The organism is Acinetobacter sp. AC1-2, assembly GCF_016124155.1.
GTDB lineage: Bacteria > Pseudomonadota > Gammaproteobacteria > Pseudomonadales > Moraxellaceae > Acinetobacter > Acinetobacter calcoaceticus.
Genome location: NZ_JABFFO010000001.1, coordinates 79,968 through 93,829, shown reverse-complemented (window position 1 = coordinate 93,829; position 13,862 = coordinate 79,968). Strand labels below are relative to the sequence as shown.

12 protein-coding genes are annotated in these 13,862 nt (G+C 40.0%); 2 read left to right on the top strand and 10 right to left on the bottom strand.

The genetic code is table 11. The features are described from left to right. Window positions 1-37: 37 nt before the first annotated feature. The 5 genes from HL290_RS00385 to HL290_RS00365 all read right to left on the bottom strand — a co-directional run bounded on the left by HL290_RS00385 (window position 38) and on the right by HL290_RS00365 (window position 4,641). Window positions 38-643, bottom strand: a complete 606-nt coding sequence (locus HL290_RS00385) for an alpha/beta fold hydrolase (protein ID WP_198495289.1) — start codon at window positions 641-643, stop codon at window positions 38-40. A 102-nt stretch (window positions 644-745) separates the two neighbouring features. After that, window positions 746-1,591, bottom strand: coding sequence for a diaminopimelate epimerase (gene dapF, locus HL290_RS00380; RefSeq protein ID WP_003650169.1), 846 nt, complete (start codon window positions 1,589-1,591; stop codon window positions 746-748). 5 nt (window positions 1,592-1,596) lie between these two features. Beyond that, complete coding sequence (gene lysA, locus HL290_RS00375) at window positions 1,597-2,847, bottom strand: diaminopimelate decarboxylase (RefSeq protein WP_198495288.1); 1,251 nt, start codon at window positions 2,845-2,847, stop codon at window positions 1,597-1,599. A gap of 22 nt (window positions 2,848-2,869) precedes the next feature. Next, on the bottom strand, window positions 2,870-3,094 hold the full coding sequence (lptM, locus tag HL290_RS00370) for an LPS translocon maturation chaperone LptM (protein WP_004643800.1): 225 nt from the start codon (window positions 3,092-3,094) through the stop codon (window positions 2,870-2,872). A 140-nt stretch (window positions 3,095-3,234) separates the two neighbouring features. Beyond that, window positions 3,235-4,641, bottom strand: a complete 1,407-nt coding sequence (locus tag HL290_RS00365; protein WP_004643801.1) for an amino acid permease — start codon at window positions 4,639-4,641, stop codon at window positions 3,235-3,237. 489 nt (window positions 4,642-5,130) lie between these two features. On the opposite strand from HL290_RS00365, the gene radA reads away from it, so the two are divergent. Both radA and HL290_RS00355 read left to right on the top strand, forming a co-directional pair. Next, window positions 5,131-6,519: a DNA repair protein RadA gene (gene radA, locus HL290_RS00360; RefSeq protein ID WP_092709518.1), complete on the top strand. Its 1,389-nt coding sequence runs from the start codon at window positions 5,131-5,133 to the stop codon at window positions 6,517-6,519. 82 nt (window positions 6,520-6,601) lie between these two features. After that, window positions 6,602-7,582, top strand: a complete 981-nt coding sequence (locus tag HL290_RS00355) for a Tim44 domain-containing protein (RefSeq protein ID WP_198495287.1) — start codon at window positions 6,602-6,604, stop codon at window positions 7,580-7,582. A 58-nt stretch (window positions 7,583-7,640) separates the two neighbouring features. Here HL290_RS00355 and epmA read toward each other — a convergent pair whose 3' ends face one another. The 5 genes from epmA to HL290_RS00330 form a co-directional block, all read right to left on the bottom strand. Further along, complete coding sequence (gene epmA / locus HL290_RS00350) at window positions 7,641-8,615, bottom strand: EF-P lysine aminoacylase EpmA (RefSeq protein WP_198495286.1); 975 nt, start codon at window positions 8,613-8,615, stop codon at window positions 7,641-7,643. Continuing rightward, window positions 8,612-9,679, bottom strand: a complete 1,068-nt coding sequence (locus HL290_RS00345; protein ID WP_198495285.1) for a 4-phosphoerythronate dehydrogenase — start codon at window positions 9,677-9,679, stop codon at window positions 8,612-8,614. Before HL290_RS00345 ends, epmA begins: the two co-directional genes overlap by 4 nt. Window positions 9,680-9,784: 105 nt before the next feature. Further along, on the bottom strand, window positions 9,785-10,177 hold the full coding sequence (locus tag HL290_RS00340) for a YkvA family protein (RefSeq protein ID WP_004643806.1): 393 nt from the start codon (window positions 10,175-10,177) through the stop codon (window positions 9,785-9,787). A 143-nt stretch (window positions 10,178-10,320) separates the two neighbouring features. Then, the gene (gene fdhD, locus HL290_RS00335; protein WP_057085834.1) at window positions 10,321-11,112 is read right to left on the bottom strand and encodes a formate dehydrogenase accessory sulfurtransferase FdhD; all 792 of its coding nucleotides are present in this window, start codon (window positions 11,110-11,112) and stop codon (window positions 10,321-10,323) included. Window positions 11,113-11,190: 78 nt separating this feature from the next. Then, window positions 11,191-13,599, bottom strand: coding sequence for an FdhF/YdeP family oxidoreductase (locus HL290_RS00330; RefSeq protein ID WP_198495284.1), 2,409 nt, complete (start codon window positions 13,597-13,599; stop codon window positions 11,191-11,193). Window positions 13,600-13,862 lie beyond the last annotated feature (263 nt).

Here is a 13,862-nt window from a genome sequence, read left to right as displayed (position 1 = left end):
GTGCTGACATCTAGCACGCTTAATATAACTTAAAGAGTTACTTCAGCTTTTTTAAATAGTCTTTTATTTGGATTGCAACTTCATCTGCATATTTTTCTGCCAACTGATGATCTCCCCCTTTAACAATATGCAATGTTGAACTTTTAAATATCTGATTTAAGTATATCCCCACTTCAACTGGACTCACTGGATCTTGGTCGCCCCAAATTAGTAAAGTTTCAATGCTTATATCTGATAAAAATTCTTCATAGTTAATATTGGTAGTAACAAACCAATCTGGATATTGTAAAAAGGCTTGGCGATATGCTTCACGCCAATCTTGAATATTAAATGCAGAGAGATCAATTCCACCAGAAGTTGCAATCAAGACCAGCCCTTTAACCAGTTGAGGTTTTTGCAACGCTGCGGCAACAGCAAAAATTCCTCCCATAGATTGAGCAATAATTACAGACTCATCATTAATTTGATTAAGAACATAGTTTGTTAGGTCTTCAAAACTTTTGACCTCTACAGATTCTGGTGTATCTCCAAAGCCCGGATAACCAATAATTTTTGTATGATACTGCTGAGGTAGTTTTTCAATTAATGGCTGCCAAAAACTAATACTTCCTGAAGCACCGGGTAAGAAAATTAAATTATTCATATTTCTTATAAAGTAGTTAAATCAAATATTATTGTACATATAAAAGAAAGCCTCTTTTATCAGTTTAGTTGATGAAAAGAGGCTTCTATTTAGGTAACGCTATTAGCCTTGGAAATAACGTAAATCCAAACGCCCATCATACACATGGGTTGTTGGACCAGTCATCCAGACCACATCGCCTTCTTGCCATTCGATTTGCAGCTTACCGCCAGCCAATTCAACTTCTACAGAATTAGCAAGTAAGCCACGGCGCATGCCACTTACCGCAGCAGCACAAGCCCCTGTACCACATGCAAGTGTTTCACCTACACCACGTTCAAATACACGAAGGCGCACATGGTTTTCATCAATTACTTGCATAAAACCAGCATTAACACGCTCAGGAAAACGTTTATGTGACTCAACTTGTGGACCAATACCAGCGACATCTGCTGTGAGTACATCTGGAACAATAGTTACAGCGTGAGGATTGCCCATATTGACTACATCAATACTAATGTTTTGGTCGTTGGCTAACTCAAGTGTATATAAAGCTTCCGGTTGTTCAGCAACAAATGGAATTTCATTTGGTAAAAATTTCGGGTAGCCCATATTCACGCGTACCCAACCATTCTGCCCCAGTTCTGGCTTTACAATACCTGCTTTGGTTTGAACAGTAATATTGGTTTTGCTCGTTAAATGACGCTCATGGACAAAACGAGCAAAACAACGGACACCGTTACCACACTGTTCAACTTCAGAACCATCAGCATTAAAAATACGATATTTAAAATCTGCTTCTGGTAAATCTGGTGGTTCAACAATCAATAGCTGATCAAAACCAATACCAAAATGACGGTCAGCTAAGCGTTGAATTGTTTCTGTATCTAAATAAGCACGTTGGCTAATCAGATCAACCACCATAAAGTCATTGCCTAAGCCATGCATTTTAGTAAATTCTAATAACATCTCATTTACTCCTCAGGCAATAAACGTTCTTTTTCCCAAAGGGATTCAACTGTTTCACGCTCACGAATCAAATGAGCTTTATCGCCTGATACCATTACTTCAGCGGCACGTCCACGTGTATTGTAATTTGAACTCATTACAAAACCATAAGCACCAGCACCGAGAACAGCTAACAAGTCATTTTCTTTTAAAGCCAATGAGCGGTCTTTACCAATGAAGTCACCTGTCTCACAGATTGCACCAACAAGATCCCAAGTTTTTTCTTCAGTATCTGAACTTGGTACCACAGGTTGGATATCCATCCACGCTTCATATAATGCAGGGCGAATCAAATCGTTCATTGCAGCATCAATAATGGCAAAGTTACGGTGGCTTGTTGGCTTGAGCAAATCAACTTTTGTTAAAAGCACACCTGCATTTGCACTAATGCTACGGCCCGGTTCCATATAAACTTTGAGACCTAACTTTTCTAAAGCAGGTTTCATTGAGTTGGCATATTCTTCAACACTTGGCGGTGTTTCATCTTTATAACAAACACCTAAACCGCCACCGATATCAATGTGTTTAAGATTGATACCAAGTTTTTTTAGTTCCTCAATCATCAACATGACACGATCTAAAGCATCAACAAATGGCTTAGTCTCGGTTAATTGCGAACCGATGTGGCAGTCAATCCCAATAATTTCAAGGTTTGGTAAAGATGCAGCATATTGATAAGTTTCATAAACGGTATCACTTGGAATACCAAATTTATTTTCTTTAAGACCTGTTGAAATATAAGGATGTGTTTTTGCATCTACATCAGGATTTACACGTAAAGAAATCGGAGCTTTCTTACCCAAACGAGCCGCAACTTTTTGAAGACGGTCTAGTTCTGCGTATGACTCTACATTAAAGCAGGCAATACCCGCATTTAACGATGTTTCAATATCAACTTCGGTTTTACCTAAACCCGAGAAAACAATTTTAGATGCATCCCCGCCTGCTTTTAAAACACGTGCAAGTTCACCACCAGATACGATATCAAAACCCGCACCAAGTTTTGCCAATACATTAAGAACAGCTAAATTTGAGTTAGATTTCACCGCAAAACAGATTTGATGATCAATAAAGTCAAAAGCACGATCCATATCTAGATAATGTTTTTCAAAAGCTGTTTTTGAATAAACATACAACGGTGTGCCAAATTGCTGCGCAAGCTGCTCCAGAGAACATTGCTCTGCGTGCAATACTCCATTAATGCGGGTGAAACTCATGAATGTGTCCTTATTTCAAAGCTTAAGGTGATGTTGTTTGGGTTGGAGCTGATGATGATTCAACTGACTGATCAGCCTTTTCATCGTTTTGCACAACTTGTTTTGGTTCTTTATTACGATAGAGCAAGTATTTTGCACGTTTGTCATAATTTGGATCAGAAGGCAGTTGTAATACTCCTGACTGACCACAAGCACTAAGCAAAACACTGCTGCTCAATAAACTGATGAGGCAAATGACACGACGCATCTGAGCACCTGATTTAAACAATTCGATGCAGTATACCGTGATCATGCAAGCGGCTAAAGAGTAAACTTAAAGAGAAAAACAATATGCATAAAAAACGCCAGCTTTTCAGCCGGCGTTTAGTCATAACCAAATAAGTTTAATTATTTTTTATTGCGTGGTTTATAGAAGAAGAAATAACCAATGAGCAAGATAATAAACCAGATTGGACTGACCTTAAGCGCTTTAAACGTATCTGGCTCTAAAGACAACACGTAAATCATACCAACAAAGAAAATAATCGTGATCCAACATGTAAATAAACCACCTGGTAACTTAAATGTCGATTTGGCATGTAGTTCAGGACGCGTAGTGTAATAGCGGATGTAACTCCAGATAATTAACAACCACACACAAATGAACAGAATCGTTGAAAGTGTTGTTGCAAGTGTAAATGCCTCAACGGTATTTGGCACAAAATACTGTAAAGCCGCACCTAACAATAAACACGCAGCAGAGAAATATAATGCATTTGCAGGTACTGCACGTTTGTTAAGTTTACCAAAAGCTTTAGGTCCTTGGTCTTCACGCGATAGACCAAATAACATACGACTTGTTGAAAACACGCCACTGTTCATTGATGACATCACTGATGACAATACGACTAAGTTCATCAAGATTGCTGCTGCTGCAACACCTGCTTGGCTAAACAAGTTTACAAACGGACTGATAGCTGGATCAATTCGATTCCATGGCGTTACTGACATTACAATAATTAATGCGAACACATAGAAAATAATGATACGAATCGGAATTGAGTTAATTGCTTTAGGCAAATTACGTTCAGGATCTTTAGTTTCCGCAGCCGTTGTTCCAACCAGCTCTACACCAACGAAAGCAAAGATCGCAATCTGGAAGCCTGCTAAGAAACCATGCACCCCTGTTGGGAAGAAACCACCATTGGCCCAAAGATGAGTAAATGAAGCAACTTCACCTGTAGTAGAGGTAAAGCCCGTAAAGATCATCCATAAACCCACAGCAATTAAAATGATAATTGCTAGAATTTTGATGAGCGCAAACCAAAACTCCAATTCACCAAACAAGCGAACTGTTAACAAGTTCAAACCCATAATGAATACGATGGCTGCAACACTGATCATGGCACCTTCGACTGGCGAGAAAGGTAGACCATTATTGAAGAATTGTAAGTAATAGATAATTGCTGAAAGATCGGCAATACCAATTGTGATCCAGCATAGCCAATACGTCCAGCCTACAAAATAACCTGCCCATGGGCCGATTAAATCTGTTGTGAAATCAATAAATGATTTATAGGCAAGATTTGAAAGAAGTAATTCGCCAAGCGCACGCATGACAAAAAACACCATCACACCAATGATCAGGTAAATAAATAAGATTGATGGACCAGCAAGACTAATCGTTTTGCCTGATCCCATAAACAATCCCGTACCAATTGCACCGCCAATCGCGATCAGCTGTAAATGCCGATTTGAGAGGCTACGATGGAGCTCACCTTGTTCATGAGACTCACTCAGATTTTGATTCGACATCTTATCAATACACTCCAGTAATTTTTTTTAGTCCGTTAGCTAAAATCAAAAAGACGATATCGCACCATTTGCAGGTATCTTTTAAATGTATATTTTTTGATAACTTTTCAGCTAACCGATTTTTATCTGTATTGCTGATGATTTCAAGCTACATACAATTAAATCTGATAATACGCACAAGCCCATAGCAATACAACGCACTTTACGGTCTAAAAACATGACTTGAACTTGTCTGATTTTTAAATTAAAAAGACGACTCAATTGACTGTTTTTCTAATATTCAATTTCATTTCAGTCCTTCATCTGTTTATTAAAAACACCCCTTCTCGACCTTAATCTTTCAATTTATTTAACACATGACAATGACCTGATATTTTCGTTGTTTTAAATTAAGCAAAATGTATTCCACCTCAAAACTGATTCTCTATTTTGGTTTTGCTATACTCTGTTTCTACTATTGATTAAGAAGTTTTTTAACTGAAGTCGAATATGAGCAAAGTCAAAACTGTTTACCGTTGCGAACAATGTGGTGCCGACCACCTTAAATGGGCAGGTCAATGTTCAGAGTGTGGTGAATGGAATTGTCTTAGTGAAGTCAGAGTCGAACCAACCACTGCGCACCGAGCACGTCCCAAAACTGGGGGCTATGCAGGCCAAGCTGCCAATATTACAACACTCAATAAAGTCTCAGTTTCCCATGAAACCCGCTTACAGACAGGTATTAGCGAATTTGATCGTGTACTTGGCGGAGGCTTAGTTACCGGTTCAGTCGTACTGATCGGCGGTGACCCCGGTATTGGTAAATCGACCATTCTGTTACAAACCGCGACCCACATGGCAAGCGCGAAAAGCTCTGCACTTTATATTACGGGTGAAGAATCATTATCTCAGGTTGCTCTTCGTGCTCAACGTCTTGATTTGCCTACTGACAAATTAAAAGCCATGGCCGAAACCTGTGTAGAACGAATTTGTGAGGTTTTAGAACAAGAAAAGCCTGCGGTGGCTATTTTAGATTCTATTCAAACGCTTTACACCGAAACACTTCAATCGGCACCAGGTGGTGTTTCTCAAATTCGTGAATCTGCTGCATTACTTACACGTTATGCAAAAAATAGTGGCACGGCGCTATTTCTTGTTGGTCATGTGACCAAAGAAGGTGCACTTGCTGGCCCTCGTGTTTTAGAGCACATGGTGGATTGTGTACTTTACTTTGAAGGTCAATCCGACTCACGCTATCGAATGATTCGTGCTGTTAAAAACCGTTTTGGTGCGGTCAATGAACTTGGTGTATTTGCCATGACAGATAAAGGGTTACGTGAAGTTGCTAACCCTTCTGCCATTTTCTTGAGTCGTTATGATGAAGCGATCCCCGGTTCAATTGTCATGATTAGCCGTGAAGGGACTCGTCCTCTTTTGGTCGAAGTACAAGCTTTAGTTGACGATGCACAAGGCCAACCACGACGTGTCGCATTAGGTCTTGAACAAAACCGTTTAAATATGCTCCTTGCTGTAATGCATCGTCATGGCGGTGTCCAAACCACAGGGCAAGACGTCTATGTCAATATTGTGGGTGGCTTAAAAATTACCGAAACAGGTTCCGATTTAGCAGTTTTGTTAGCATGTGCTTCAAGTCTACGTACTAAAGCTTTACCCCAACAACTTGCGGTTTTTGGAGAAGTTGGTCTTTCTGGTGAAATTCGTCCAGTCCCTAATGGTCAAGAACGTTTAAAAGAAGCTGCAAAACATGGCTTTAAATATGTCATTTTACCAAGAGGTAATGCGCCGCAAAAAGCAATTCCAGGCGTACAAGTCATTGCGGTTGCCCGCCTGCATGAAGCATTGACAGAAGCAATGCAACTTAGTGATGAATTGACATAAAAAAACATACTTTTATAGTTGAAATTTAGCGCAAATACCTTCATAAATACTATTACAATTTAATTTTAAACAGGAATTTCCTATGGAAGTACACCAGCGTGGCTTGATTACCGGTATTTTAATGGCTGCTTTAGCAATTTCGCCTCTTGCTGAAGCTAAACGTGCAGGTGGTGGTAAAAGCCACGGTATGGCACGCTCGACTACTTCAAGCCAGTCTTATCAACAACCTCGTCAAGTGACTCCTGCTCAACAACCTGCTACTGCACCTCAAAGATCTGGTCCAGGCGTTGGTTCAATGGTTGCAGCTGGTGTGGCTGGTGCTGCCGTAGGTGCTGTTGCAGCAAATGCTTTAGCTGATGACAAACCAACATCAACTGAACATCAAGCTGGAACAGACCAAGCTGCTCAAGCACAAGAAGAGAAGAAAGGCGGAATTCCTAGCTGGCTTTGGGTATTACTTGCAGCAGCTTTAGCCTTTTTTGTATTCCGCAAATTGGGCGCAAAAAAAAAATTAGCGGGTAATAATCCTTACGCACCAAACAACGGCGGTCAAAACCCATTTGGCCGTTCTGCTGCACCACAAGCGACACCACGTAATGCTGGGGATAATACAAACATCTTTGGTCAGTCTGTGACTGGTGGTGCTGCAACCCAAGCTCCTTTTGGCGGTGTAACAACCAGCAATGGCAACCAACTTCCAGACGGTAGTGAACCAGCGGCGTTCTTGCGTATTGCACGTCAACGTTTTAATCACATCCAATCGATGAATACTGCAAGTAACATTGAAGAAATTCGCCGTTACTTAACACCAGAACTTTATACTTCTATGTATAACGACATCATGGAAAACCAAGATCAAGACGTTGCCGAATTTAGCAATCTTAATGCGATGGTTGTAGACAGTGCGACTGAAAATGGTCAATACGTTGTGAGCGTACGCTTCACAGGTAATGTGAGTGAAGATTTAAACAGCTTGCCACAACCATTTACTGAAATCTGGCACTTTGTTAAACCTGCTGGCTCTCAGCAAGACTGGGTTGTTGCTGGTATTCAACAAGCTTAAATTGAATAAGCTCTAAATAAAAAAGCCACAATATTGTGGCTTTTTTATTTGTTAGTTTTTAAGCAATGTCTGCTGGGAATGTAATGACTTTTTCAATTTTGACCTGATCCATTGCAACCATGAGTAAGCGGTCTATACCTAAAGCAATTCCTGAACATTCTGGCATATGAGGTAAAGCAGCTAATAGGTGTTCATCTAAAGGCATGACATGCAACCCTTGCTTAGCCCGCTCTGCATTGTCTGCTTCAAAGCGTGAACGTAACACCTCTGCATCAAGCAATTCGTCATAGGCATTTGCCAGCTCTAGACCTTCAATATAAACCTCAAAGCGAGCGGCAACCTCTTCGCCATCTTCATCTAGTTTTACCTTTGCCAAAGATGCCATTTCTGGTGGAAAGTCAGTTAAAAAGACAGGTGCATCAAACCCCAAACTTGGTTCAACAAAATGCGAGAATAACAAATCGATATAAGCTAAACGGTCGTCGCCCAAATCAATGTTTAATCCCACACGATTTGCCGTATCTTTGAGTTGCTTCAAAGTTGCTTGTAATGGGTTAATGTCTAAACGGTCTTGAAAGGCATGTTTATAACTTAGAATAAACGGACGAACTTCACCAAAACGATGCTGCAAACAGCTTTGCAATAAATCGGCGGTTTCATGCATTAAAGCTTTTAGATCAAAACTCGGGCGGTACCATTCAAGCATCGTAAATTCACTATTGTGTTTACGCCCGTGTTCATCATCTCGAAAAACCTTACAAATTTGGTAAATCGGCCCACTGCCACTTGCCAATAACCGTTTCATGGCAAACTCAGGTGAAGTCTGTAAATATTGTGTTTGCAATTTGCCATTGATATGACGTAAAGCCTGCACAGACGCTAAATGCACATCGGTAACACCTGCTTGTGAAACAATCGGTGTTTCAACTTCCATGACGCCACGTTCTGCAAAAAACTGACGAATCTGGGTGTAGAGCTTGGCACGCGCTTTTAAGGCATCAATTGAACAAGTAGGTTGATAACTTAAACTCATGCCTGCGGCCCTCCATGTGCTGCCCACTCCCGACGTAGCGGATAGTTCTTACGTAATAAATCAAATGCTTTTTGCTCTACCTTACCGTCTTTGATACAAGCACGTATGTTGGCGTCATCTTGAGCAATATCATAAATTTGAGTTAATTTTTGCTTTAACACAGCCTTTAAGTCATGACCTGAAAAATAGTCGTCACATGCAGGCAATTGTGTTTCGAAACGCTTATTTATATCGAAACCAAACTTTTGGCAAAACGCTTCATAAATCATTTGCGTACCGCGGGCCTTCCCTTCAAGGCTATAACCAGCAATATGCGGTGTGGCCAAAGCCAACATATCTATAAGCTGTTCAGATATGACTGGTTCATGCTCAAATACATCGAGCACGACTTTACGTTTTGTACGCTGAATATCTTCGATTAAAGCCGCTTCTTTAACGACTGGACCACGCGCACTATTAATTAAAATTGTATTAGGTTGAAGTGCTGCAAACGCTTGCTCATCAAAAAGGTGATACGTCGCATGCTCACCATTTTTAGTTAAAGGCACATGAATTGAAATTGCATTCGCTTGTTGCAAGAGCATTTCTAAGCTTACATTTTCAATTGAATCTAACTGTACATATGGGTCAAAGCCAATCACATTCCAGCCAAGCAACTGAGCCATATATGCTAAACGTTTACCCACGTTTCCAAGCCCAACAATGCCTAGGGTAAATTTTTCTTGTTGTTCTAAAAGGTTAGCATCTAAATGCAGTAAAGCAGTAATTACATATTCAGCAACTGCTTGGGCATTACAACCTGCCGCATTTGCCCACGTAATTCCTTGTTTTTCTAAAGCTGGAATATCTAAATGATCGGTACCGATTGTAGCGCTACCTACATATTTTATTGAAGTGTCTCGAATTAAACTCTCGTTAACTGCTGTTACCGAGCGAACCAGTAAAGCTTGAGCATCTTTTACATCTGCATGAGTTAAGGTACGCCCTGCATGGTGTTGAATATCGCCAAACTCTGAAAAAAAGTAATCGGTAAATGCTAAATTTTCATCTGCGACGATTTTCATTGTCTGCAACTCATAGCTTATAAAAACGTTATTATCCTTTGAGTTGTAGCAAAGTACAATGTTAATGCCTTTAAATTCGTACTCTATATCTTGAACCTTGAGAACTTATAAACCACCGCCAAAATAGAAATAAGCCATCACAGCCAAAGTTATCCAAACTAGAATAATCAACACAGCAACCAAATAATTTTGAGGACGGCGTTCTTGTTGTTCAAGCCATTCTTCAGCTTGTTGTTCCGCCTCTAAAATGACGTGTTTGGGTGTAAAGCGAACAGCTAACCAAATGAGTATTGGTAAAATTAAAGCTTCATCAAGTAAACCCAAAACAGGAATAAAATCTGGAATTAAATCAATGGGACTAAAAGCATAAGCTACCGCTACAATAGCAATAATTTTTGGTAACAACGGCATTTGCGGGTGCTTTGATGCAAACCACAACATAATAATTTGTTTTTTTAGACGTTTTGCCCAATCTTTTAGAGACTGCAACCAAGACACTGGGACACACTCCGACCTACAGAAGTCTGATAATAAAGTATAAAACTCATGCCTAGCTTAAAATTAGAAAAAATAGAAATGTAAATTTCTATCTTTTTGATCATTCTTTTAATGAAAGTTTATTTAATGGTTATTTTAAGGCTTCATACTTCGGTATATAAAACAAAGCCATCTCCACGACAAAAACTAGCCAAAGTTAGACCCGATATTTTTGCCAGACGAATAGCCATGCTGGTTGGAGCAGAAATTGAAGCCAATAAACCTATATTTAACTGAGCGCATTTACGAATTAATTCATAGCTTGCACGACTGGTCATGACAACAAAACCCAAACTGGTGTCATAGTTTTCTTGAGCTAAATAACCGAGTAATTTGTCTAAAGCATTGTGACGTCCCACATCTTCAAATAAAGCGACAATTTGGCCGTCAACAACCCAAGCTGCTGCATGAGCACCTCCAGTTAAAGCAGTAATTTCTTGCCGATTCTTTAAATGAGCAATCGCCATCGGAATTTGCGCAAGCCATTCTTTAGAAGGTTCGGTGGTAATTTTAGGAACATCGAGATGAAACTGCTCTAAACTTTCAATACCACATAAACCACAGCCCGTACGCCCAACCATCATTCGTCTACGTTCTTTTAATGTGGCAAATGCTCTAGATGAAATCGTCATTTCGACTTCAATACCTAATTCACTTTGATGCACCTCAATGGCATACAACTCTTTTAAGCTTGTTAAAATTCCTTCAGAGAGACTAAAACCTTTAGCAAACAAACTCACATCGGTAGGTGTTGCCATCATCACTGCATGAGAAATACCGTTATATACCAAAGCAATTGGATACTCTTGAACAATATTATCTAAAACACTTTCAGATTCGGTTTTCTTAAACCGCTGTACTTGTAATGTTTCAACCCCATAAGAATGTGGTGTCAAAATAATTTCCTTTATATTGGAATGGCGCCTTTTGGAAGCGCCATCTGTTTCAATTACATTTCTAATATCACCTTTGATTTAAAGGCTGCTTACTTTTCTATCTGCATCTTCAGGGTCAACTGCTGTTGCCAAATTAAAGTGTTCAGGTGCATCACCGGCATGCAAAATAACAGGAACACTTTTTGAAGCCGGAATCTTGGCATATTTATCATGACTGCTTAAGGCTACTAAAGGATTGGTTTCCGGATAGTAAGCAGCTAAGCTGCCCCGTGGAATGTTGTAAGGCACAATTCGGAAACTATGCACAATACGTTTAACGCCATCCGAGAAAACACTTTCAATATCGACCCACTGGTTTGCTTCGAAGCCAGCTTCATCAATATCGGCCTGATTCATAAACAATACACGGCGTTGACCAAAGACCCCACGGTAACGGTCATCAAGACCATATAGCGTCGTGTTGTACTGATCGTGAGAACGAGTCGTCATTAAGGTATAAACTTTACTCTCGGTATAGGCAGCAGCATATTGATTTTCTTTATCGCCATAGACTTCATTAAGTGGCGTAATCATAAACTGTGCTTTACCACTTTTTGTATTCCAGATGTGCTGATTGGCTGGATGCTCTAAGTGGAATCCACCCGGTTCATAGACCCGTAAATTAAAATCATGGAATTCATCAAAGACATCGGCAATTGAATCACGAATACGGTCATAGCTTTCGATGTACCATTTCCATTTAATTTGGCTATCTGGTAACACTGCCTCTGCCATTCTTGCCACAATGTCTGGTTCCGATAAAATATTTTCAGAAATTGGGGTATTACGTCCTGCCGACAAATGAATATTACTCATCGAATCTTCGACTGAAATTGCTTGCGGGCCATGAAGTTGCTCATCAATTTCGGTACGCCCTAAACAAGGTAAAATGAGTGCCTCTTTACCACATACCAAATGACTACGGTTTAACTTGGTTGCAACATGAACGGTTAAATTACACTTTCTAAGTGCTTCTTGGGTATACGGTGTATCAGGGGTTGCAACTGCAAAGTTTCCGCCTAGACCAATAAAGACTTTGACCTCACCTTCAGCCATGGCTTTAATGGTTTCGACGACACCATGTCCATTTTTTCTCGGTGATTTAATCCCAAACACGCGGTCAATGTTGTCGAGTAATTTAGGGCTAGGTAACTCATTAATGCCCATGGTTCGGTCGCCTTGCACATTACTGTGCCCACGAACTGGACATAGCCCTGCACCTGGCCTGCCAATTTGCCCACGAGCCAACAATAAATTCGCTAACATATGTACATTGGCAGTTCCGTGACGATGCTGGGTAATTCCCATACCCCAACAAAAAATTGAACGTTCAGAATCTAAAAAGAGTTTGGCTAGTTTTTCTAAATGTTCAGCAGACAAACCTGAATGTTTATAGATATCTGCCCATTCAGTTTTTTCAACCTCAGCAATCATTTCATCAAAACCAATGGTATTGACCGCAATAAAGTTTTGGTCAAAAACACTTGGTTTTCCTGAGGCAAGGGCTTTTTTATCCCACTCATTTAGGTGCTTTAACATACCTAACATGAGTGCATAGTCACCACCAATTTTAGGTTGGAAATAATAACGACTAATTGGGGTACTGCCGTTGGTCATCATCTCTAGTGGTGCTTGTGGGTCTTGGAAACGCTCTAAGCCTCGTTCTTTAATTGGGTTAATCGCAACAATGTTGCCGCCACGTTTAGACACTTCACGCAAAGTACCTAACATACGTGGGTGATTGGTTCCGGGATTATGCCCAAAACTAAAAATTGCATCGGCTAAATCAAAGTCTTCTAGGGTGACTGTGCCCTTTCCTAAACCAATCGAATCAAGCAGTCCAACGCTTGTCGTTTCATGGCACATGTTCGAACAATCTGGAAAGTTATTTGTACCAAAGCTTCGCACAAACAGTTGATATAGAAATGCCGCTTCGTTACTGGCGCGACCAGACGTATAAAATGCCGCTTGGTCTGGGTTGTCTAGCGCATGAAGATGTTTAGCAATAATCTGAAAAGCTTCATCCCATGAAATGGGTACATATTTATCAGTTGCTGCATCGTAGCGGACTGGATCGGTTAAACGCCCTAAATCTTCAAGAAAAAAATCACTTTGTTCAGACAACCAACTGACTGTATGACCTGCAAAATATTCAGGAGTCACTGTTTTACTGGTTGCTTCAAAGGCAACCGCTTTTGCTCCGTTTTCACAGAAATTAAACGCATGAGCATTTTTCTTTTCTGGCCATGCGCATCCCGGACAATCAAAGCCTGTAGGCTGGTTAATATTGAGTAAGGTAATCGAACCTTTTTTCAAAATATCTTGTCGTTTTAGATTTCGAGCGACACTGAGTAGTGCCCCCCATCCCCCAGCAGGATGAGTGTAGGGTTCAATTCGCGCAAAGCCGTTATTTTCTTGTATATGCTTTTGTTCTTCAGAATTATCCACTTTGTCATCCTCTTATTTCTTTTTACACATTCAACAGATGCAATAAATTCACAATTTAATTATGGTTATATCTACGCTATCTGCTGTCTAGCTTATGGGTAGAGTCCGCTTTTTATGCTATTCCCAATATTTTAAAAGCTGGCTCAATCGTTCTTATAATATGTGCCATATTTTTTATAATTACAATAATTTAGCCAAATCTAAAAAATCATTTAAATTAAATAATAACAATACCTTAACCTCAGAAAGATCTATTTTTTACA

Coding starts and splice junctions, on each gene's coding strand:
- lptM (WP_004643800.1), bottom strand. CDS start 3,094: ATGCGTCGTGTCATTTGCCTCATCAGTTTATTGAGCAGCAGTGTTTTG.
- lysA (WP_198495288.1), bottom strand. CDS start 2,847: ATGAGTTTCACCCGCATTAATGGAGTATTGCACGCAGAGCAATGTTCT.
- HL290_RS00365 (WP_004643801.1), bottom strand. CDS start 4,641: ATGTCGAATCAAAATCTGAGTGAGTCTCATGAACAAGGTGAGCTCCAT.
- radA (WP_092709518.1), top strand. CDS start 5,131: ATGAGCAAAGTCAAAACTGTTTACCGTTGCGAACAATGTGGTGCCGAC.
- epmA (WP_198495286.1), bottom strand. CDS start 8,615: ATGAGTTTAAGTTATCAACCTACTTGTTCAATTGATGCCTTAAAAGCG.
- dapF (WP_003650169.1), bottom strand. CDS start 1,591: ATGTTATTAGAATTTACTAAAATGCATGGCTTAGGCAATGACTTTATG.
- HL290_RS00345 (WP_198495285.1), bottom strand. CDS start 9,679: ATGAAAATCGTCGCAGATGAAAATTTAGCATTTACCGATTACTTTTTT.
- HL290_RS00385 (WP_198495289.1), bottom strand. CDS start 643: ATGAATAATTTAATTTTCTTACCCGGTGCTTCAGGAAGTATTAGTTTT.
- HL290_RS00355 (WP_198495287.1), top strand. CDS start 6,602: ATGGAAGTACACCAGCGTGGCTTGATTACCGGTATTTTAATGGCTGCT.